General features: G+C 67.1%; 16 protein-coding genes and 1 pseudogene. 6 read left to right on the top strand and 11 right to left on the bottom strand.

Annotated elements, in window-relative coordinates; all coding sequences use genetic code 11:
• Positions 1-46: 46 nt before the first annotated feature.
• The 3 genes from HV798_RS09910 to HV798_RS09920 are packed head-to-tail and all read right to left on the bottom strand — an operon-like array spanning position 47 to position 3,502.
• The gene (locus HV798_RS09910; protein ID WP_175192608.1) at positions 47-886 is read right to left on the bottom strand and encodes a M48 family metallopeptidase; all 840 of its coding nucleotides are present in this window, start codon (positions 884-886) and stop codon (positions 47-49) included.
• Between the two features lie 43 nt (positions 887-929).
• On the bottom strand, positions 930-1,997 hold the full coding sequence (gene aroC / locus HV798_RS09915; protein WP_175192609.1) for a chorismate synthase: 1,068 nt from the start codon (positions 1,995-1,997) through the stop codon (positions 930-932).
• A 38-nt stretch (positions 1,998-2,035) separates the two neighbouring features.
• Positions 2,036-3,502, bottom strand: a complete 1,467-nt coding sequence (locus HV798_RS09920; RefSeq protein WP_025135301.1) for a putative bifunctional diguanylate cyclase/phosphodiesterase — start codon at positions 3,500-3,502, stop codon at positions 2,036-2,038.
• Between the two features lie 533 nt (positions 3,503-4,035).
• On the opposite strand from HV798_RS09920, the gene HV798_RS09925 reads away from it, so the two are divergent.
• The gene (locus HV798_RS09925; protein ID WP_175192610.1) at positions 4,036-6,009 is read left to right on the top strand and encodes a bifunctional diguanylate cyclase/phosphodiesterase; all 1,974 of its coding nucleotides are present in this window, start codon (positions 4,036-4,038) and stop codon (positions 6,007-6,009) included.
• Positions 6,010-6,110: 101 nt separating this feature from the next.
• Positions 6,111-7,553 (top strand): sensor histidine kinase, encoded by a 1,443-nt coding sequence (locus HV798_RS09930; RefSeq protein ID WP_246288664.1) that lies wholly within the window; start codon positions 6,111-6,113, stop codon positions 7,551-7,553.
• Here the strand turns inward: HV798_RS09930 and HV798_RS09935 are convergent.
• The 3 genes from HV798_RS09935 to HV798_RS09945 form a co-directional block, all read right to left on the bottom strand.
• On the bottom strand, positions 7,535-8,254 hold the full coding sequence (locus HV798_RS09935) for a response regulator transcription factor (RefSeq protein ID WP_025135298.1): 720 nt from the start codon (positions 8,252-8,254) through the stop codon (positions 7,535-7,537). The genes HV798_RS09930 and HV798_RS09935 overlap by 19 nt on opposite strands.
• Before the next feature lie 214 nt (positions 8,255-8,468).
• Positions 8,469-9,956 carry a protein adenylyltransferase SelO gene (locus tag HV798_RS09940; RefSeq protein WP_175192612.1) on the bottom strand — a complete coding sequence of 496 codons (1,488 nt, stop codon included), beginning with the start codon at positions 9,954-9,956 and terminating at the stop codon, positions 8,469-8,471.
• Positions 9,953-10,324 (bottom strand): DUF2069 domain-containing protein, encoded by a 372-nt coding sequence (locus tag HV798_RS09945; protein ID WP_175192613.1) that lies wholly within the window; start codon positions 10,322-10,324, stop codon positions 9,953-9,955. The genes HV798_RS09940 and HV798_RS09945 overlap by 4 nt, the downstream gene beginning before the upstream one ends.
• A gap of 17 nt (positions 10,325-10,341) precedes the next feature.
• Between HV798_RS09945 and HV798_RS09950 the strand changes: the two genes are divergently transcribed.
• Both HV798_RS09950 and HV798_RS09955 read left to right on the top strand, forming a co-directional pair.
• On the top strand, positions 10,342-11,655 hold the full coding sequence (locus HV798_RS09950; RefSeq protein ID WP_175192614.1) for a YihY family inner membrane protein: 1,314 nt from the start codon (positions 10,342-10,344) through the stop codon (positions 11,653-11,655).
• A 38-nt stretch (positions 11,656-11,693) separates the two neighbouring features.
• Complete coding sequence (locus HV798_RS09955; protein WP_025135294.1) at positions 11,694-12,152, top strand: CBS domain-containing protein; 459 nt, start codon at positions 11,694-11,696, stop codon at positions 12,150-12,152.
• A gap of 103 nt (positions 12,153-12,255) precedes the next feature.
• On the opposite strand, the gene dusA is transcribed toward HV798_RS09955, so the two are convergent.
• A complete protein-coding gene (dusA, locus tag HV798_RS09960) occupies positions 12,256-13,272 on the bottom strand; it encodes a tRNA dihydrouridine(20/20a) synthase DusA (protein WP_175192615.1) in 1,017 nt (338 codons plus the stop codon).
• Between the two features lie 174 nt (positions 13,273-13,446).
• On the opposite strand from dusA, the gene HV798_RS09965 reads away from it, so the two are divergent.
• Together HV798_RS09965 and HV798_RS31695 are read left to right on the top strand one after the other, a co-directional pair.
• Positions 13,447-14,415 (top strand): homoserine kinase, encoded by a 969-nt coding sequence (locus HV798_RS09965; protein ID WP_175192616.1) that lies wholly within the window; start codon positions 13,447-13,449, stop codon positions 14,413-14,415.
• A 64-nt stretch (positions 14,416-14,479) separates the two neighbouring features.
• Complete coding sequence (locus tag HV798_RS31695; RefSeq protein ID WP_246288666.1) at positions 14,480-15,283, top strand: BPSS1780 family membrane protein; 804 nt, start codon at positions 14,480-14,482, stop codon at positions 15,281-15,283.
• A gap of 6 nt (positions 15,284-15,289) precedes the next feature.
• Here the strand turns inward: HV798_RS31695 and HV798_RS31925 are convergent.
• The 4 genes and pseudogenes from HV798_RS31925 to HV798_RS09985 form a co-directional block, all read right to left on the bottom strand.
• Positions 15,290-15,463: pseudogene (locus tag HV798_RS31925) on the bottom strand (DUF192 domain-containing protein); the annotation flags it as partial.
• A gap of 56 nt (positions 15,464-15,519) precedes the next feature.
• Positions 15,520-16,392: a type II secretion system F family protein gene (locus HV798_RS09975; RefSeq protein WP_175192618.1), complete on the bottom strand. Its 873-nt coding sequence runs from the start codon at positions 16,390-16,392 to the stop codon at positions 15,520-15,522.
• A 10-nt stretch (positions 16,393-16,402) separates the two neighbouring features.
• Entirely contained in the window at positions 16,403-17,248 is an 846-nt protein-coding gene (locus HV798_RS09980) for a type II secretion system F family protein (RefSeq protein ID WP_025135289.1), read from the bottom strand.
• Positions 17,245-18,930 (bottom strand): TadA family conjugal transfer-associated ATPase, encoded by a 1,686-nt coding sequence (locus tag HV798_RS09985; protein WP_175192619.1) that lies wholly within the window; start codon positions 18,928-18,930, stop codon positions 17,245-17,247. The genes HV798_RS09980 and HV798_RS09985 overlap by 4 nt, the downstream gene beginning before the upstream one ends.
• Between the last annotated feature and the right edge of the window lie 4 nt (positions 18,931-18,934).

Raw genomic sequence — 18,934 nt, forward strand, 5'->3', positions numbered from 1 at the left:
AAAAAGGGCATCCGCGGCGACGCGGATGCCCTTCTTCTCTGTCGGTTCAGCGCGCCGCGCGGCCCTTGGACTGTTCGTACAACGGCAGCACTTGCTGCGCAGCGGCCTGCAGATCGGTGATGCGCGACGCGGCCGACGGGTGCGTCGACAGAATTTCAGGCGGCGCATTGCCGCTGTCGGCCGCCCCCATCTTCTGCCACAGCGTCACGGCGGCGCGCGGATCGAAACCCGCCCGCGCCGCCAGCTCGACGCCCATGCGGTCGGCTTCGGTTTCGTGGGTGCGGCTGTTGGGCAACGTGAACATCACGCTGGTGAGCTGCCCGCCCAGGTCCGATGCGGCGCTGGACCCGGTGGCGATGGACAGCACCTGCAAGCCCAGGTTGGTGGCCATCTGCTGCGACACGCGCTCACGAGCGTGTTCGCGCAGCGCATGCGAGATTTCATGGCCCAGCACGGCAGCCAGTTCGTCGTCGGTAGGCTTGATCTTGTTGACGAGACCCGTGTAGACCGCGATCTTGCCGCCGGGCATGCACCAGGCGTTGATCTCGTCGCTGGTCAGCACGTGCACTTCCCATTTCCAGCCGGACGCATCCGGACGGAACACGCCCGCCTGCGCGATCAGGCGCTGCGAGATGGCCCGCACCCGCGCAACCTGCTGGGCATCGCGGTCCAGCAGGTTCTTGGCCTGGGCCTGCTTGAGGATGTCGGCGTATTGCTGGTTGGCTTCCTGCTCAAGCGCCTGCGACGGCACCATGCTGGACATGTATTGCGTCCGGTTGACGCCGATGGCGCCCGACTGGGTGGTGTTCATGCCCGTGCAGCCGGCCAATACGGCCAGGCCCAGGACGGCCGCCAGGCGGCGCAGCGGATAGCGGTTACGGCTCAATGTCGGCCTCCAACAGTGGCTGAAATCGGGAACCCGCCGGCCCTCAGGCGCGATCGCCGCACTGCCCGCGGTGGCGCAGGGCGTGGTCGATCAGCACCAGGGCCAGCATGGCTTCGGCGATGGGCGTGGCGCGGATGCCGACGCACGGATCGTGGCGACCCAGCGTCTGCACCATCACCGGCTCGTTGGCGCGGTTGACCGAACGGCGCTCGACCCGGATGCTGGACGTGGGCTTGATGGCCAGCGACACCGTCACCGGCTGGCCGGTGGAAATGCCGCCCAGCACGCCGCCGGCATGGTTGGTCAGGAAACCGTCGGGCGTGATTTCGTCGCCGTGCTCGGAGCCGCGCTGCGCGATACAGTCAAAGCCGGCGCCGATGGACACGCCCTTGACGGCGTTCAGGCCCATCATCACGTGGGCGATGTCGGCGTCCAGGCGGTCGTAGATGGGTTCGCCCCAGCCGGCCGGCAGGTTTTCAGCCACGACCTCGATGCGCGCGCCGACCGAATCACCGTCGCGGCGCAACTGGTCCATGTAGGCTTCCAGTTCGGGCACGACATCGGCGTTGGGCGCGTAGAACGGGTTGTTCGGCACTTCGTCCCACGACACGAACGGGATCGGGATAGGGCCCAGCTGGCTCATGTAGCCGCGCACCTTCACGCCGTACTGTTCGGCCAGCCACTTCTTGGCCACGGCGCCCGCGGCCACGGTGGGCGCGGTCAGGCGGGCCGACGAACGGCCGCCGCCGCGCGGGTCGCGCAGGCCGAACTTGCGCCAGTAGGCGTAGTCGGCGTGGCCGGGCCGGAAGGTGTCGGCAATGTTCGAATAGTCTTTGCTGCGCGCATCGGTGTTGCGGATGAGCAGGCCGATGGGCGTGCCGGTGGTCAGGCCTTCGTAGACCCCTGACAGGATTTCGACCTGGTCGGCTTCCTGGCGCTGGGTGACGTGGCGCGACGTGCCGGGGCGGCGGCGGTCCAGTTCAAGCTGGATATCGGCGGCATCCAGGGACAGTCCCGGCGGACAGCCATCGATGACGCAACCGATGGCCGGCCCGTGGGATTCGCCAAAATTCGTGACGGTGAACAAGGTACCGAGGGTATTGCCGGGCATAGGAAGTCAACAGGTCGTGAGTTTGCAAGCAACCCCGATTATGACACCGCCGAGGCCAAAGCCTGAATTTCGGCGGCCGGCGCGGGCCGGCCCAGCAGGAATCCCTGCATCACGCGGCAGCCCAGCGACTTGAGGATTTCGCGCTGGCCCTCGGTTTCGACGCCTTCGGCCACCACCGGCAGGTGCATGGCCTGGCACAGCCCGAACAGGGCGGACACGACTTCGCGGCTGCCGGCATCGGATTCCAGCGCGGAAATGAAGCTGCGGTCGATCTTGACCCAGTCGATCGGCAGGTGGCGCAGGTGGTTCAGGCTGGAATAGCCGCAACCGAAATCGTCCAGCGCCACGCCGATGCCCTTGGCGCGCAACGTGTTCAGGATCTTCACGTGGCGGTCGTAGTGCATGATGAAAATCGACTCGGTGATCTCCAGCACCAGCTTGCGCGGCGCCAGGCGGGTCGAGGCCAGCACGTCGGACACCAGCTGCACGAGGCTGTCCTCGTTCATCTGCTTGACCGACAGGTTCACGTGCACCCGCCAGGCCGCCGGCCACAGCGCGGCCTGCGAGCAGGCCCGTTCAAGTATCCAGGCGCCCAGCGGCACGATCAGGCCACTGCGCTCGGCCAGCTCGATCGTCACGGCCGGCGACACGCTGCCCAGTTCCGGGTGGTGCCAGCGCAGCAGCGCCTCGCAGCCCTGCACCACGCCCGTGCCGCTGTCGCAGACCGGCTGGTAATACAGTTCGAACTGATCCATGGACGCGGTGGTCAGTGCCAGCCGCAGGTCATTTTCCAGGCCTTGCTGGTCACGCTGGCGGGCCAGCATGCGAAAGTCGAACATGTTCCAGCCCGGACCGCCCCGCTCTTTCAGCGGCACCATCGCGACCTGCACGCAGCGTTGCAATTCTTCCACACTGCGGCCGTGGTCCGGATACAACGCCGCCCCCACGCGAAACACCGCGATCAGGGGCCGGCCGCCCAACTCGTAGGGCACCGACAGGTCTTCGAGCAGCTTGGCCGACACCTGCGCCGCGCCTTCTTCGTCCACCTCGGGGATGCACACCGTGAACGTATCGGTGCCGCTGCGCGCCACCATGCCGCCCAGCGCGCGCGTGATCAGGCTGAGCCGGTCGGCCACCATCACCAGCAGGGTCTGGTCTTCGCCCGCCCGCAGCATCGCGCTGATCTCGGCGTACTGGTCAAAACTGACCAGAAAGAACGCACCAATGCCGCGCGCGCCCGTGCGGGTGCGCGCGATGTCCTGGGGCTCGCGGTCCGCCTGCGCGGCGCCGCCCGGCCCGAAGGCGCCCCGGCCGGACTGCTTGTCGGCCTGGTTCAGCCAGGCACGGGCGCGCCGATGCAGCTCTCGCTGGCTCAGCACGCCGGTCAATTCGTCACGCGTCAGTCGACCGCGCAGGACGCGTTCCCTGCGGACGAAAAACAAACTTATCGCTGCAAGTGCGCCCGCGAGCGTCAGGCACAGTGCGAGCAGGTAACTCTCACGCACGGAGCCCCCTATCTAGAAACCCTTGGCGTTGTGGTCCGGAAAGAAACCCAAGGGCTGTAACATTTTTTAAATTATGCATTATTTTCGCAAAAAAACGCCACACTTCAGGAGCAACGCGCTCCTTTTCCTTCGATTCCTGCACTGGTCTGATTGCTCGCGTGGGGTCATGACGGTCCTTGGATAGCAGTCGCTGGCCGGTCCTTTGTGCCATGCCGTGCCCTTACTACGACAGCCAGAGCCGGAAAATTAATACGGCCTGTCTCAATAGTTATCATCCGGGCAATTATCACGAACGAAATAATTGCACAGGTTGTCTGATATCGCAGGTGATTTCGTAATATTCTGTATGTTCTGTGACATGCGGAATTACAGCGTACGCGACGACACTGAGGTATTAGTAACGTGTGTCACGTTTCTTATCCAGCATTTTTCCCGATCGGGCACTTTCGCTGCCTGACGTTCCCCCTTTTACTGGCAGGCCGGCATTGCACGGCACCGGCAACGGTGCGGGCCACGAAGGGAACCTTTATTACATGTCCACATTACGCCGGCTGATCCTCTGCACCGCCCTCCTGATTGCCTTCATTTTGCTCGGTGCGCAGGCGCTGGGGATGCTGGCCGCCCATCGTTACCTGAACACCCAGCTGGCCCAGCAGGGTCAGGCCGGCGCCAGCGCCCTCGCCTGGGCCCTGTCGCACGATGCCGGCGGCACGCAGGACAAGACCCGGCTGGCCGATGACCTCTTCGGGGCCGGCCTGTATTCGTTGGTGCGCATTGCCGCAGCAAATGGGGACACGGTCGTGGAACGCCGCAACCCGCCCGCCGACGCGCCTGCCCAGGCGCGCGACTGGCGCGACAGCTGGCTGACGATGGCCGCCCCCGTCGCCACCCGGCCCATTGTTTCGGCAGACGGCCGCCCCCTGGGCAGCGTCACCGTCCAGGCCGATTCCCGACTGGCCCGCGACACGCTCTGGCAAGGCGGCGTGCGCGTGATCGGCCTGGTGCTGGCAGCCGGCGTCTTCTGGACGCTGTTTGCCGTCAACCTGCTGCGCTGGATCGAAGCGCGCACCTCACGCGACATCTGCGAACGGGTTCGGGCGCTGGCCCCGGGCGGCGACCCCACCCCCGGTCACGCCTGCGAACTGGCCGGCGTGGACCAGGCCCTGGTCGACGCCCAGCGCAAAGTGGCCGCCACGGTGCAGGAACAGAGCGCACGCATTGAATCGCTGCAAAGCGAGATCTCGCGCGATGCCGTCACCCGCCTGCCCAACCGCAAGTACTTCATCGACCATTTCCGGCTGGCGCTGGCCGACCAGGCGCCCGACGCGGGCGGCCACGTGCTGCTGTTTCGCCAACGTGACCTGGCGCAGATCAACCGCCACCTGTCGCGCGCCTTCACCGACCAATGGCTGCGATCGGCATCCGACCGCCTGCGCAAGCTGGTGGACGGCTCGGGCGGTCCGACCGCCGTGCTGGCCCGCATCGGCGGCTCGGACTTCGCGCTGTTGATGCCCCGCACCTCGGCCCCCCAGGCCGGCCTCTTGGCCGAGCGCGTCCGCCGGGAACTGCGCTCGCTGCGCGTGCCGATGGACAAGCGCGGCTGGTGCCGCTGGGCGCTGGCGATGGCCGCCTATGCCCCCGGCGACAACATGAGCGACACGCTGGCGCGGCTGGACCACGCCCTGATGTGCGCGGAAAGCGCTGATGACGACCAGATCGCCCCGGCCAGCCAGGCCGCCGACAGCACCCGCATCGGCGAATACAGCTGGCACGATGCCCTGTCCACCGCCCTGGAGCAGCACCGGTTTTCGCTGTCGGTGCAACCCTTGGCGGACGTCTCGGGCGACCTGCTGCACCACGAAGCCAGCCTGACCCTGCACGACGCCGCGGGTGCGGACCCGGTGCCGGCTTCGATCTTCATGCCGCCCGCCGTGCGCCTGGGCTTGTCGGCCGAATGCGACATCCAGGCCATCCGCCTGGGCCTGGACTGGCTGTACACCCACACGGATGCGCTCACGGTGCATCTGTCGCGCGCCTCGCTGGCCCAGGCGGCGTTCCTGTCCCGGCTGGAACGCATGCTGGCCGACCGCCCCGCCCTCACGGCACGGCTGATCGTCGAAGTGGATGCCGCCGCGCTGGTGGAACACGGCGCCGAAATGCGCCAGCTCTGCCATATCGTCACCCAGGCCGGCGGCCGGGTCGGCCTGTCGCGCCTGTCACAGCAGTTCGGCGCCATGGAACACCTGCATGAATACCCCCTGTCATACGTAAAGCTGTGCGGCGGCTTCATCACCGGCATCCTGCACAGCCCCGGCAGCCAGCACCTGGCGGCCACCGTCGTCGCCACGGCCGTTTCGCTGAACATGGCCGTATACGCCGAAGACGTGCCCGATGCCGCCACCCGCGACATCCTCGAGAAAATCGGCATCCGCGCGATTCGCGGCGCTGTCGTAAACTTCGCCCGCGCGCACGACCTCGCGCCTGACCAACAATGGGTTCCTAGTTGACGGAAGGATTGTTTCTTCGCACCCTCTGGCGCGTGCGCCATCGCCGCGCAAGCCGCAGCCGCCTGCAGCGCCCGGCGCGATCAAGCTGGCCGGCATGGCTGATGGCGGCCCTGTCCTGGCCCGGCCCGTTGCTGGCCGCCAGCCCCGCCAATCCCTACCCCGACCTGCACGCTGGCCTTATCGCCGGCGTCGCGCTGGCATGTGCGGCGGCATTTGCCGCCGCCTGGGCCTACACGCGCACCGCTCGCTATGGCGCCGCGCTGGCGTTCGTGGTGGTGGAAGGCGTGCTGCGCGTGCAGCCCCAATTGTTTCCCGCCGGTGCCTTGCAGGCCGGCTCGTTCGCCGCACTGCTGGCCTTGACCGTCCCGCTCATTGCCGGCAGCCCTGCCGCCGCCCGGTTGGCCGCCGCCAGCCGTTGGGCCTGCATCGGGCTGACAGGCCTGGCGGCGCTGGCGCTGATCTTCGTCTATGACGCCGATAGCGGCCCGCTGCCCGGCCTGATCGCCGCCGTCTGCGCGGCGGCCAGCGCGGCGCTGGCCGCGTGGTTCCTGGCGGCCGCGGCCAGACGCGGCCCGCACCGGGCCTCTGCGCTCGCACTGGGCGCCGCCTACGTACTATCGGCCTGGGTGCTGGCCCAGGACGCCTGGTCCCCCACCGTCGGCGGGGCGCTCGCGCCCGAACTGGCCCGACTGCTGCTGGTGCTGGCCGCCCTGTTGCTGGCCGGCATGGAACGCCTGCCGCGCCAGGACCCGGCCCGCACCGAGCCCGCCGGAGTCGACCATCAGATCGAAGGCGAATTGCGGCTGGTGGAAATGGCCGGCGCCCTCGACACCCAGCGCCAGATGAACGCCCTGATCTCGCACGAACTGCGCGCGCCGCTGGCCACCATCAGCGCAGCGGCCCAGTCGCTGGACATGATTCTGTCCGGCAGCGGCGAGGCGGTCGACAACCGCCTGGCCCGCATTCACCGGTCCGTCACCCGCATGACCGAATTGATGGAACAGTTGCTGAACCAGGACCGCCTGGGCGGCGAGGCCTGGACGCCACGCGGTGAACTGACCGACATGTCGGAACTGGTGGGCGACGTGGTGGCCGCCATGCAGCCGGACACGGCACACGCCCTGTTGCTGCAGACCGGCGCCGACACCCTGCCCGTCTATTGCGATCGTCCGCTCACCAGCGTCGTCGTGCGCAACCTCATCCACAACGCCATCAAGTATTCGCCGGCCAGCGAACCCATCCGCATCGACACCGGCCGCACGCTGGAAAATGGCGTACCGATGGCCTGGATGGCGGTCACCGACAGCGGCCCCGGCATCGGCCAGGACGAACAGGCGCGCATCTTCGAGCCGCATTTCCGCCGCTCGGCGCACCGCGAAACACAGGGAATGGGGATTGGCCTGTACCTGGCCCGGCGCATCTGCCAGACCCAGGGCGGCTCGCTGACCATGCAAAGCCAGGTCGGCGTGGGCACGCGCTTTGTCATCACCCTGCCCGCCCGGCCGCCGGCAGCGGCCGACACGGATCAGGCCGCGAACACGTAACCCTGGCCGCGCACGGACAGCACGGGCAACTTCAGGCCCGCGCTTTGCGCCTTGGCGCGCAGGCGGCTCACCAGCACGTCGATACGGCGCAGTTCGAAGCCGCCGGGGCTGTCCGGCAGGAACAATTCCGCCAGCGCCTGACGGCTGACCGCCGACCCCGCCGCATCCATCAGGGCCATCAGGAACGTGCGTTCCTGGGCGCTCAGGTGCAGCGACGCGCCATCCGGCGCCACCAGGATCCAGCCGCCATCCTGCAGCGACCAGGCGGTATCGGCCGATGCGCGCGTCTCGGCGTCGGCCGGACGCGGCACCTTGGCCAGACGCATGCGACGCGCCAGGCTGCGGATGACGGAACTGAGTTCCAGCAGGTCCACCGGCTTGGTCATGTAGACGTCGGCGCCGCCTTCCAGGCCGCGCACCCGGTCTTCGAGCGCGCTGCGGCCCGTCAGCATCACGATGCCGACGGGGCTCAGCGCGCGCAAGCGCGTGGCCACCGAGAAGCCGTCTTCGCCAGGAAGATGCGCATCAAGAATCACGATATCGCAGGGCTGCTCCTGCAGGCGGCGGTAAAAGGCCGCGGCGTTGTCACAGGCAAACGCCACTCGGAAACCGTACCCGCCCAGGCCCAACGCCAACTCCTCCCGGAAGTCCGCATCATCCTCAAGCAGGCCGATACACAGCAAACCATCTGCGCCAGGCATATTTAGAGTGCTTTATATTGAAAATTGTCGACAAATGCCCCAAGGACGGGCGTACCGTCCTGAGTGTCCCGCAGGCGACAATCTTACGACTTTTACAATGGAAACGAATGATTGCAGAGAAAAAAACCGCGATTTTTCGTCTCAATGCGCCAATTTTCTACAGTATCCACCCCTAAAAAGCCGTTTTGTCGTCAAGAATCGCTCAAAACGAACATCAAGACGAACAACTGACTTCAATGCCATTGGCCCAGTCCGGCGGCAGGCCGGCATACTTTTCATAGCCGGCCTGTTCCGTGAACGGGGCGCGCAGCAGCTTCATCAGCGTATCGATCTCGCCCGCGTCCCCGGTCTTGGCGGCACGGATCGCCTCTTCGGCCAGATGATTGCGCAATACATATAGCGGGTTGACCCGGTTCATGGCCTGAGCAACTTCACCGGCCGGACGGCCATCCTGCGCGTGGCGCGCCAACAGGCGATCCAGCCAGGCCGCGGCGGCGGGCCGGTCGATGAACAGGTCTTCGAACGGCGCTCGGCGGCCTGACACCGCATCGGCCAGCCGGCGCCAGGTCAGGGTGAAGTCCGCCTGGTTGGCGTCCATCAGCTTGAGCAGGTCGTCCAGCAGCGGTTCGTCCGCCGGAAGCCATGCCGCCAGGCCCAGCTTGGCGCCCATGCGGTCATGGAAGGCGCGCGTGAACACGCCTTCATACTCGTCCAGCACGGCACGCAGGCCGTCGACGTCCTGCACCAACGTGTGCAGGCTGCCGCCCAGGCGATACAGGTTCCACAGGGCCACCGACGGCTGGCGGTTCCAGGAATAGCGGCCTTCGGAATCGGAATGGTTGCAGACATGGCCCAGGCGGAAGCCGTCCATGAAGCCATAGGGGCCGTAGTCCAGCGTCAGCCCCAGGATCGACATGTTGTCGGTGTTCATGACCCCATGGCAGAAACCCACGGCCTGCCAATCCGCCATCAGCAGCGCGGTACGGCGGGTGACTTCGCGCAACAGGCCCATGAACGGCGCGGCGGCGTCCTGGGGCTCGCCCGCAGGCGCGGCCCGGCATTCGGGGTAATAGCGGTCGATCACGTAGTCGGCCAGCGCCTTGAGCATGTCCGGCTGGCGGCGCGACGACCAATGTTCGAAGGAACCAAAGCGCACAAAGCTGGGAGACATGCGGGTGACGATGGCCGCGGTTTCCACGGTTTCGCGCCACACCGGATCGTCCGAGGTCACCAGCGCCAACGCGCGCGTGGTCGGCACGCCCAGGCCGTGCATGGCCTCGCTGGCCAGGTACTCGCGCACCGACGAGCGCAGCACCGCCCGGCCATCGCCCATGCGGGAATACGGCGTCAGACCCGCCCCTTTAAGCTGCAACTCCCAGGCGCCCGACGGCCCCTGGATCTCGCCCAGCAGGTGCGCGCGGCCATCGCCCAACTGGCCCGCCCAGACGCCGAACTGATGGCCGCTGTACACCGCGGCCAGCGTATCGCCGCCCGGCAGCGGATCGGCCCCGGAAAAGACACGCAGGAATTCCGGCGTCTGCAGCACCGACGGGTCCAGCCCGATCAGGGCGGCGGCCTCGGCGTTGGCGTGCAGCAACCGGGGATTGTTCAGCGGCTGCGGCGCCAGCCGCGTATAGAACGCCTCTGGCAAGGCCGCGAACGAGTTGACGGCCTGCAATTCGGACAAGGAATGGGCGCTCATGCGCGTTGGCTCCTGGCGGCCCGCTTGGCCGGCCGCACGTAGAAAATGGCGCTAAGGAAAAACACGGTGGACAGCACGATCTCGCCCCAGGCCATCAGGACCGACAGCGGCGCCGGGTCCGACATCGCCCGCACCGCGCCTTCCATCAGGTACAGCAGCGACAGCATCGAGGCCCACTGGTACGTATAGAGATTGCCGCGCAGGATGCCCCGCAGCGGCAACACCAGCGGCAAGGCCTTGAGCAGCATCCAGGAGCCGCCCGGGCGCAGCGGCGCCACGACCGTTTCCCAGGTCACGCACAACACGATCAGGGCGAACAGCGACACCGATGCCGCCAGGCGCAAGCGGGGGTTGAGTTCAGGGTTCATGCTGCTATTATCGCCTGATGAACCGCCCCGCCGAGCCTGCCGCCGCCGCGCCGGCGGCCACCGAGCCCCCGCCCCCACGCGCTTCGTGGGGCGTCCGCGTGGGCCGCGCCTTCCTGTTCACCGCCCAGCGCGCCGACGAAGAAAAGCTGCTGCAGGTTGCGTCCAGCCTTACCTTCACCACGGTGCTGGCCATCGTGCCGATGCTGGCCGTGGTGCTGTCGCTGTTCACCGCCTTTCCCGTATTCCAGGAATTCCGGGTCGCCCTCGAAGACTTCCTGACCAACAGCCTGATGCCGCCGTCCGTGTCGGACAACATCATGGAATACCTGAACCAGTTCGCCCGCCAGGCCTCGCGCCTGACCGCGATCGGCGGCGGCTTCCTGCTGGTCACGTCGCTGCTGCTCATCATGACCATCGACAAGGCCTTCAACGACATCTGGCACGTCACCCGGCAGCGGCCGCTGCCGCAGCGCGCCCTGGTGTACTGGGCCGTCATCACGCTGGGGCCCGTGGTGGCCGGCGCCAGCCTGTGGGCCACCTCGTTCGTAGCCCGGGAATCCCTGGGGCTGGTGCGCGACGTACCCGAAATCGTCAGCGTCGCCGTGTCGTTCATCCCGCTGGTGCTCACCGGCTTGGGGTTCGCGGCGCTGTTCGTGGTGGTGCCGAACCGCGACGTGCTGTGGCGCGACGCCCTGGTGGGCGGCTGCGTCACCGCCGTGGCGCTGGAAGTCATGAAATCGGCGTTTGCCTATTACCTGACCCGCTTCCCGACCTATACCGTCATCTACGGCGCGTTTGCCACGCTGCCCATTTTCCTGCTGTGGATCTACCTGTCGTGGCTGGCCGTGCTGCTGGGGGCTACCCTGGCCGCCAGCGCCCCGCTCATCCGGCTGGGCCGCTGGGAATTCAACCGTTACCCTGGCGCGCCCTTCGTGGACGCCCTGGACGTGCTGCGCGTATTGCGCCGGGCCCAGTCCGAAAGCCCCCCTGGCCTGGCCGCCAACCGGCTGGCTTCCGGCCTGAAACTGCACCAGGACGAACTGAACGAGGTCCTGGAACGGCTCAGCGACATGGGCCTGATCACCCGCAGCCCGGACGACCTGTGGGTGCTGACCTGCGACGCCCGCGAGACATCCCTGGCCCCCGTCGTGGACCGTTTCCTGCTGGATCGCGGCCAGCCGCGGGTCCGCGACGACGCCGAAATCCTCAAGGTCGCCTCGGCCGTGATTTCCCAGCAAAACACGCCAACGCTGGAAGAACTTTGCGGAGAGGCGCAAAATACCGGAAATGGCATCGCCCCGGTCTTGCAGCTGGAAGCGAACAAGAAATAGCAAATAGCATCAGGGCGCGTTGCGCCCAGGAGAAACCGATGTTGAAGGTCAGCGAGATTCTGCGCGTCAAAGGAGACACGCTTTACACGGCATCGCCGGACATGCCCGTGTCCCAGGCCGTGCAAACCATGAGCGAGCAGGATATCGGCTCGCTCGTCATCATGGAATTCGGCACCCTGACGGGCATGCTGACGTTCCGCGAGATCATCCGCCACATGCACGCGCATGGCGGCGCAGGCGAAACCACCATCCGGTCCATCATGGATGACGCCCCGGTCAGCGTGTCGCCCAACACCAGCGCCGACGAAGTGCAGCGCCTGATGCTCGAAAAGCATGCGCGCTACATCCCGGTCATGGATGGCCCGACCCTGATGGGCGTGATTTCGTTCTACGACATGGCCCAGGCCATCGTGGCGGCCCAGCAGTTCGAAAACAACATGCTCAAGGCCTACATCCGCGACTGGCCCGCCGAAAGCGCCGAACCGGCCAAGTCCTGAGTCCGGCCCGCGGACACTTACTGCGGACAGATACGGCCCCTGCTCAGGGGCCGTTATTTTTTGCCTGGATGCCTGGGTTGAGTATCTGGCCTGGATATCCGGATCAGATACCCGCCGGCGCCGCCGTCAGCGCGGCACCGCGCATATCCGGCGCGTGCCGTTGGCTGCGCCAGGCGTCATAGATCAGCGCCGGATTGTTCGCGGCCAACAGGGCCGGGTCCGACAGCATGCGGCGCCAGCGGCGCGCGCCCGATTGGCCATTCACCAGGCCCAGCATGGGCCGCGTCATGACGCGCAGCGGCACGCCCTGCGCCACTTGGCGCGCGGCATATTCCATCATGGCGTCGACCACCTGCGCATCGCTGGGCAGGCGCACCGATGGCCACAGCTGCAATGACACTTCGGACAGCACGCGTGGCGTGTGCCATGCCGCACGGCCCAGCATGACGCCGTCGAAATCGGCGGCGGCGGCCACGGACTGGTCGGCATCGGCCAGCCCGCCGTTCAGCACGAACACGCAATCCGGGAAGTCCTGCTTGAGCTGGCGCACCACGTCGTAGCGCAGCGGCGGAATCTCGCGATTGTCCTTGGGCGACAGCCCCTTGAGCACCGCATTGCGGGCATGGGCCACGAACACCCGGCAGCCGGTGTCGTAGATCTTGCCGACGAAATCGCGCACGAAGGAATAGGACTCGTCGTAATCCAGCCCCAACCGGTGCTTGACGGTGACAGGAATGTCCACGGCGTCCTGCATGGCCTTGATGCAATCGGCCACCAGATCCGGCTCGGCCATCAGGCAGGCGCCGAAAGCCCCTTTTTGCACGCGTTCCGACGGACAGCCGCAGTTCAGGTTGATTTCGTCGTAGCCCCACTGGCGCCCCAGCTTGGCCGACTGCGCCAAGGCGTCCGGCTCGCTACCGCCCAGTTGCAGGGCAACCGGGTGCTCGGCCTCGTCGAAGTCCAGGTGGCGGGCGACATTGCCATACAGCAGCGCGCCGGTCGTGATCATTTCGGTGTACAGACGTGCGCGCGGGGCCAGCAGCCGGTGGAAATAGCGGCAATGCCGGTCGGTCACGTCAATCATCGGGGCGACGCACAGCCGCCAGTCGGGGGAGTCCAAGAATCGCTCAGTAAAACAAGGGGATGCGGTATTTTACGGTGCTTGGCCGGTTTGTGTCCGGCAAGCGGTTTGCGCGGGCAGTGAACCCCTGCCCGCCATGTGGTCTAAAATTGCGCCGCCGCCGCGTACAGCCATGTCCGCCCGCCCGTTAACTCCCCCTCTTTCCGTACATCAATGGCCGTATTCACCCCCGTATCCGACGACGACGCGCGCGCCCTGTTGGCGCATTTCGACCTGGGCGAGTTCGTCTCGCTTCGAGGGATTACGGCGGGCATCGAAAACACCAATTATTTCCTGTACACCAGCCGCGGCGAGTACGTGCTGACGCTGTTCGAAGTGCTGACGCAGGCGCAACTGCCGTTCTACATCGAGCTGATGTACCACCTGGCCAGCCGCGGCATCCCCGTGCCGCAGCCGCAGACGCTGCGCGACGGCACCCGACTGACCACCCTGCACGGCAAGCCCTGCGCCATCGTTTCGCGCCTGCCCGGCGGCTACGAGCCTGCGCCCGGCGCCGCCCATTGCGGCCTGATCGGCGCTACCCTGGCCCGCGCCCACCTGGCAGGGCAGGACTTCCCGATCCAGCAGCCCAACCTGCGCGGCCTGTCCTGGTGGGTCGAGACGGCCCCCAAGGTCATGCCCTTCCTGGAAGCCGGCCAGGCCCAACTGCTGCAGACCGAACTGGCCGACCAGCAAGCGGCCGCCGCCACCCCGGCATGGCAGACGCTGCCCGCGGGCCCGGCCCACTGCGACCTGTTCCGCGACAACGTGCTGTTCGCCGGCACCTTCGAAGATCCGCTCATGGGCGGCATCATCGATTTCTATTTCGCCGGCTGCGACACCTGGCTGTTCGATGTGGCCGTCAGCGTCAACGACTGGTGCATCGAACGCGATACCGGCGAATTCATCCCCGAGCTGGTCCAGGCCTGGCTGGCCGCCTACGCCCGGGTCCGGCCGTTCACCGACGCCGAACGCCAGGCCTGGCCGCTGATGCTGCGCGCGGCTGCCCTGCGTTTCTGGTTGTCCCGCCTGTACGACTATTTCCTGCCGCGGCCGGCCCAGACGCTCAAGCCGCACGACCCCCGCCATTTCGAAAGAGTGTTGCAGGCGCGCCACCGCGCGGGCCTGCCAGTATTGCCGTAACCGTTACGCCCCCCATAATGGGGGTAGCACGTCCCTTATTGAGAGATCACTCCCCAAGAGAGCCATGCAAGCAGCATTCCTACCCGCGTCCTCCGGCTGGCAATGGGTCCGAGACGGCTTCCGTCTGTTCCGCAAGCAACCCCTGGCCATGTACACCTGGGCGCTGGCCAACAGTCTCCTGGTCATTTTTGCTTTCGCGGCACAGATCGTCGGCCCGATCCTGTTCATCGCCCTGATGCCGTCCGTCACGATGATGAGTCTGGCAGCCTGCAAGCACGTCGAGGCAGACCGCGTGATGTTGCCCTCGATGTGGGCCAAGCCCCTGAAACAGCCTGGCGTCTTCAGGAAACTGTTCCTGATGGGCCTGCTGTATGCCGCCGTCAGCCTGATCGCCGGCCTGGCCACCTTCCTGCCCTTCTCGGCTGCCTTCGCCGAAGGCATGCGCATCGCATCCATCGAAAACAGCATGGAGCCCATCCTGCAGGCGCTGCGCACGCCGCTCATCATCTTCACGGTGCTGTACGTCATCATCGCGGCGCTGTTCTGGTATGCGCCCGTGCTGGTGGCCTGGCATGGGCTGCGCCTGATGCAGGCCCTGTTCTTCTCCGGCATTGCCTGCTGGCGCAACAAATGGGCCTTTCTGGTGTATGCCGCCACCTGGGTGCTGATCGCCCTGTTCCTCGATCTTTGCTCGGGCCTGCTCGTCTACATCGGATTGTCACCGCAGTTTGCAAGCACGCTGCAGATTCCGTTCACGATCGCGGCGGCCGGCGTGTTCTATTGCAGCTTCTATCCGTCGTACACCGCCGTGTTCGGCATCAATAACGCCAGCCCGAACCTCGACAACGGCCACAGCGCCCAGGCATGACGCCAGCCTGCGGGGCGCCAGCGCCCTGCAGACCTTCATCACCCGCCCCTCGCGCGACACGAAGGCCACGTCAATGGCGTGGCGCATGCCGAAGGTATGCACCGCCCAGCAAGGCGCCAGCAAAATGCCCGACCGCGGCCCCGGCGGGCGGCGTCCCAACAGGCCGCGCATCCTGCCCATCCAGCCCGACACCCGCACGAGGCGCAGACGCGTCCGCGGCAAAGGCGTCCGGCCGGTCACTGGGTCCCCTGCAGCAGTTGAATGGCGATGGGAAATGCCAGCACGATGAACGTGCACGGGAAGATGCAGGCAATCAGCGGCAGCAGCATCTTCACGGGCGCCTGCATCGCCAGTTGCTCGGCGCGCACCTGACGATCATTGCGGCTTTGCGCCGCCTGGGCCCTCAGCACCGGCCCCAGGCTGATACCCAGGGCGTCCGCCTGAGCCAGCGCCGCGGCCCAATTGCGCGCCAGCGGGCTGTCGCAACGATCCGCCAACGCCTGGATGGCGGCCGTGCGGGAAACGCCCGCGCGCATGTCGGCCAACGCCCCAGCCAGCGCATCGCGAAGCGGCCCCTTGGGCCCATTGGCCGCGGCCAGCTGCAAGGCGCCATGCATGCTCAGGCCGGCCTCGACGCAAAGCGTCATCATGTCGAAAACGAACGGCAGGTCGCGCTCGACACTGCGGCGCCGCTTCGCACCCAGCCCTCTCAACCACAGGCCAGGCACGCTGCCAGCCACCGCCGCGGCGCCCCCGGCCCATGGCGCCCAGGCCAGCAGGCCGCCGTCCGTCAAGACCCACGCCAATGCGGCCGCCGCCCCTGCCCCCGCCAGCGCAGCGGTCACCCCTAACGCGGCCATATGCTCGTAGCGAATCTCCGCGGGCAAGGCGGCCCGCTCGATGGCCCGGTCCAGGCGGCGCCGCCACCGCCAGGAACACAGCGGTGCCGCCAAGGGCGCCACCGCGCTGATCCAGGGCCAGGCCATGCGCCACCACCATGGCATGGCGCTTGCCACCGCCGGTTCGTCCAGCAACAAGGGGCGAAGCACAATCCAGGCCCACCAGGCCGCGCCCAACGCCGCCAATACCATTCCCAGATACAGCCACATGGCGCGCCTCTCAGAAATCAATCCGGACGATGCGCCGGATCAATAGCACGCCCGCGGTTTCCAGCACCGCCACGATGGCCAGCACCGCCCACCCCAGCGGGGTACGCCACAACAGCCCCATGATCTCCGGCTCCATCCGGTCCAGCACGGCCAGCAGCAACAAGGGCAAGGCGCCCACGATCCAGGCCTGCATGCGCCCTTGCGACGTCAAGGCCCGCAACTTGGCCTGCAATTGCAGCCTGGCACGCACCGTCTGGGCAATGCTTTCCAGCGCTTCGGCCAGGTTGCCGCCCGTCTGTGCGGCGATGCGCATCGCGGCTACGACCAGCGCGGTGGAATCGGCCGCCATGCGCACATTCAGGTTCTCGAGCGCCTGGTCCCACGGCACGCCCAGCCGTTGCTCGCGCAGCATCAGGCCGAATTCCTGGGCCAGCGGCGCAGCGCCCTGATCCACCATGTGGCGCAATCCGGTCGTCAGCGCCACCCCAGCCCGCAACGCCGACGCCAGCATCAGCAGCGCCATCGGCAACTGCTGCTCGAACCGGCTGGCACGCCGGCGCCGCAGGCCGTCCACCAGCATGCGCGGGACGCGCAGCGCGGCCAGGCCGACGACTGCGGCAATGAGGCCACTGGCGGTCGCAGCGAACGCCAGCAACGCCGCCAGGGTCGCGCCGACCATCGCCCCCACCCACAGCTGCGCCGGATCGATGAACAGGAACAGCTCACCCAGCTTGACGCCGGCTTCCTGCGTGTAGATCGCGCGATACCGCCGCAGCGCCGGTGCGAACCAGCCCTGCGCCCACCAGGCCAACACCATGACGCACACCATCGCCCCACCCGCGGCCAGCCAGATCATGCCAGGCCCGCCGGATAGCCCGGCGCCGCATTGCCCGAATTGCCCATCTCGCCCGCACCGCAGAACCAGGCGGGGTCCAGCCCCGCGGCCGCGTCCCGCCATTCCTGCGCGAAGCTGGGCACCGCCCCACACCCGACGAAGCCGCCCGACCGCTCGTGCCGGAACAGCTCCTGCAACTGGATACGGCCGCTTTCCATGCCGGTCACTTCGGCCACCGAGGTCACCACGCGACGCCCGTCCGCCAGGCGCGCCTGCTGCACGATGATGTCGATGCTGGCCGCGATATGTTCGCGCACCACCGCCAAGGGCAGATCCATCCCGGCCATCAGAATCATCGATTCCAGGCGGGCAAGCGCATCGCGTGTGGAATTGGCATGCAACGTGGTCAACGACCCCTCGTGCCCCGTATTCATGGCGGTCAGCATGTCAAAGGCCTCGGCGCCACGGCATTCGCCCACCACGATACGGTCCGGACGCATGCGCAGGGCATTGCGCACCAGTTCGCGGATGTCGATGCGGCCCCGCCCTTCCTGGTTGGCCGGCCGCGCCTCCAGCGCCACCAGGTGTTCGTGGTTCAGCCGCAGCTCGGCGGCATCTTCGATGGTAACCACGCGCTCGCCGTCCGGGATCTCGTTGGACAGGATGTTCAGAAGCGTGGTCTTGCCGGAGCCCGTCCCGCCGGACACCACCACGTTCTTGCGCATGCGCACGCACAGCGCCAGAAACCGCGCCATGGCCTCGCTCAACGAGCCTGCCGCCAGCAGGTCGGGCATGCCGGGCCGGCGCTGTGGAAATTTGCGGATGGTCAGGCTGGCGCCTTTCAGCGCGACCGGCGGAATGATGGCGTGCACCCGCGAACCATCCGGCAGGCGGGCATCCACCATCGGCGAACTTTCGTCGATGCGGCGCCCCAGCGGCGTGACGATGCGTTCGATGACCCAGCGCACGGACTGCTCGCTGGTAAAGGCGCCTGCGTGCCGCCAGAGCCGGCCTTCGCGCTCGATGTAGATCTCGTCGTACCGATTGACCATGATCTCGGTCACGCCCGGCGCCGCCAGCAGGGGTTCGAGCGGCCCCAGCCCCACGGCCTCGTCCAGCACATCGCGACAAAGCGCGACTCGATCAGCTCCGGGCGGCAAATCAACGTCGTCGGCCACGATCTGCGTCAACAGCCGTTCGGCCTCGGCGCGCAGCATCGCGTCGCTCATGCCGGCGACGTCGCGCCGACGCAAATCCAGCGCGCCCAGCAACGCCGCATGCAATCGTCGGCGTTGCTGCAGGGACGGCAGCGCCGCGACGACCAAGGGCGCAGGCATGCCTGCATCCGGAACCAGCGCCGTGACAGGCTGCGCCAATGTGGCGGCATCGGCCGGTTCGTCCTCCGCCCCGCCCGGCTGCGCCCACGCCACACGCAGACGGCATGGCCCGATCAGAATCTCGTCGTCAGGCATGACGGGCGAATGGCGCACCACCCGCTGGCCATTGACGAGCGTGCCGCCCAGCGTACCCAGGTCCTCGAGGACGATCATCGACGCCTCGTGCAGCAGCCGCGCGTGTTGGCGCCCGACCCGCCAGTTGGCGATGCGCAGCCCGCACTGCGTGCCCCGGCCGATCAGAATCGGGGCGGCCACGGTGATCTTGCGCGTCGCCGCGTCTTCATAGGTCATTTCGATTTCAAGCATGGCG

This window comes from Achromobacter deleyi, assembly GCF_902859705.1.
Classification (GTDB): domain Bacteria; phylum Pseudomonadota; class Gammaproteobacteria; order Burkholderiales; family Burkholderiaceae_B; genus Achromobacter; species Achromobacter deleyi.

Bases quoted from the DNA above. Each gene is read 5' to 3' on its own strand.
- aroC (WP_175192609.1), bottom strand. From the start codon at position 1,997: ATGCCCGGCAATACCCTCGGTACCTTGTTCACCGTCACGAATTTTGGC.
- HV798_RS09925 (WP_175192610.1), top strand. From the start codon at position 4,036: ATGTCCACATTACGCCGGCTGATCCTCTGCACCGCCCTCCTGATTGCC.
- HV798_RS09930 (WP_246288664.1), top strand. From the start codon at position 6,111: ATGGCGGCCCTGTCCTGGCCCGGCCCGTTGCTGGCCGCCAGCCCCGCC.
- HV798_RS09935 (WP_025135298.1), bottom strand. From the start codon at position 8,254: ATGCCTGGCGCAGATGGTTTGCTGTGTATCGGCCTGCTTGAGGATGAT.
- HV798_RS09940 (WP_175192612.1), bottom strand. From the start codon at position 9,956: ATGAGCGCCCATTCCTTGTCCGAATTGCAGGCCGTCAACTCGTTCGCG.
- HV798_RS09945 (WP_175192613.1), bottom strand. From the start codon at position 10,324: ATGAACCCTGAACTCAACCCCCGCTTGCGCCTGGCGGCATCGGTGTCG.
- HV798_RS09950 (WP_175192614.1), top strand. From the start codon at position 10,342: ATGAACCGCCCCGCCGAGCCTGCCGCCGCCGCGCCGGCGGCCACCGAG.
- HV798_RS09955 (WP_025135294.1), top strand. From the start codon at position 11,694: ATGTTGAAGGTCAGCGAGATTCTGCGCGTCAAAGGAGACACGCTTTAC.
- HV798_RS09965 (WP_175192616.1), top strand. From the start codon at position 13,447: ATGGCCGTATTCACCCCCGTATCCGACGACGACGCGCGCGCCCTGTTG.
- HV798_RS31695 (WP_246288666.1), top strand. From the start codon at position 14,480: ATGCAAGCAGCATTCCTACCCGCGTCCTCCGGCTGGCAATGGGTCCGA.
- HV798_RS09975 (WP_175192618.1), bottom strand. From the start codon at position 16,392: ATGTGGCTGTATCTGGGAATGGTATTGGCGGCGTTGGGCGCGGCCTGG.
- HV798_RS09980 (WP_025135289.1), bottom strand. From the start codon at position 17,248: ATGATCTGGCTGGCCGCGGGTGGGGCGATGGTGTGCGTCATGGTGTTG.
- HV798_RS09985 (WP_175192619.1), bottom strand. From the start codon at position 18,930: ATGCTTGAAATCGAAATGACCTATGAAGACGCGGCGACGCGCAAGATC.